The following is a 1,351-nucleotide window of genomic DNA, read 5'->3' on the forward strand; positions in this document are numbered from 1 at the left end:
GTCCCGGGGATCTCTAGAGTCCAGCCCCTGGGCGACCCTCCCCTAAGGGACGCCGCCGCCGGGATCGAACGGCTCCTGCCCCTTTTTAGCGGCCGCACGGTGTTCACGCGCTTCGTCGCTCCTGAGCACCCGCAGGGTGCGTGGGTGCCGTACTACCGCGAGTGGCCGTTCGCGCTGGTGCCGGACACCGACCCGCTCTGGGACCTGACCGAGCCGTTCGCGACGGGTCAGGTGCGCCCGCAGGGCGTCCCGGTCCGTCAGCTCGGCGGCGACGGCCTCGGCGGTCTCGCGCCGGAGTCCACGGGCCTCCCACAGCTGCGTGAGTTCCTCGAGCTCGGCGACCGGGTCTTCGTGCAGCTCCCGCCGTTCCTGCTCGATGAGTGCCCGTTGGCTGTCCTTCTGACTGCTCACCGAGACGTACTCGCCGAGCGCCATCGAGACCGCGCCGCCCACGAGCGCGGCGATCCCGGCGGTCGCGATCGCCGGGACCGAGGTCGACGCGCCCGCGACCCCGACGACGATCGACGCCGTGGAGACGATGCCGTCGTTCGCGCCGAGCACCCCGGCGCGGAGCCAGTTCAGTCGTGCCGCGAGGTCGCCGGTGTGCGCCTCACCGGCGTGCGGTCCAGGAGTGGTCATGCGCCCAGCGAACCAGGTCCGGGTGGCATCGTTCGTGTGAGGTTTCGAGTGATCCCGGGATGCGCCACGCGGACGACGACCGTGACGCGGGGCCGAGACGTCCTGTTGTCTGATCCCACCGCGCCGTCTCGAGGACGGCGCACGACGTGAAAGGCCGTCATGGACTGGCAGTTCGGCGGGATCCCGCTCCACCCCCTCTTCGTCCACCTCACCTCGGTCGCGGTCCCGGTCGCGGCCCTCACGGCGATCGCGGTGGCGGTCTGGCCCGCGGCCAGGCGGTGGCTCGCGGTCGGTGCACCGATCATCGGCCTCGTCGCGCTCGTGTCCGTCCCGCTCGCGACGTCCTCGGGCGAGTGGCTGGAGCACCACGAGAAGGAGACGGCGCTGCTCGAACGGCACACCGAGCTCGCCGACGGCATGCTGCCGTGGTCGATCGCCGTCTTCGCGCTCCTCGTGCTCTGGTGGGGCTGGCACCGCCTCGGCGCAGCCCGCGTGGACAACCGCGGTGTCGTGCGCGCCGTCGCCGTGATCGGCCCGGTGCTGCTCGTCGCGGTCGCCGTCGTCTCGATCGTCGAGGTCGTGATCATCGGGCACGCCGGCGCCGAGTCGGTCTGGAAGGGCTGACCCCGGCCTCGGGACCCGAGGTCACGACACGGACGGGTCGGCGATCACCGGTCGGTTCCACGTCGTCCGCGCCGGCGGAGCAGTCGGC

2 protein-coding genes are annotated in these 1,351 nt (G+C 72.2%); one reads left to right on the forward strand and one right to left on the reverse strand.

Annotated elements, in window-relative coordinates:
• Positions 1–42 precede the first annotated feature (42 nt).
• Complete coding sequence (locus I5E_RS18395) at positions 43–639, reverse strand: VIT1/CCC1 transporter family protein (RefSeq protein ID WP_022908284.1); 597 nt, start codon at positions 637–639, stop codon at positions 43–45.
• A 159-nt stretch (positions 640–798) separates the two neighbouring features.
• Here I5E_RS18395 and I5E_RS18400 point away from each other — a divergent pair, with 159 nt between their 5' ends.
• A complete protein-coding gene (locus tag I5E_RS18400; RefSeq protein WP_022908285.1) occupies positions 799–1,263 on the forward strand; it encodes a DUF2231 domain-containing protein in 465 nt (154 codons plus the stop codon).
• Positions 1,264–1,351 lie beyond the last annotated feature (88 nt).

Source organism: Curtobacterium sp. B18 (genome assembly GCF_000333375.1).
GTDB lineage: Bacteria > Actinomycetota > Actinomycetes > Actinomycetales > Microbacteriaceae > Curtobacterium.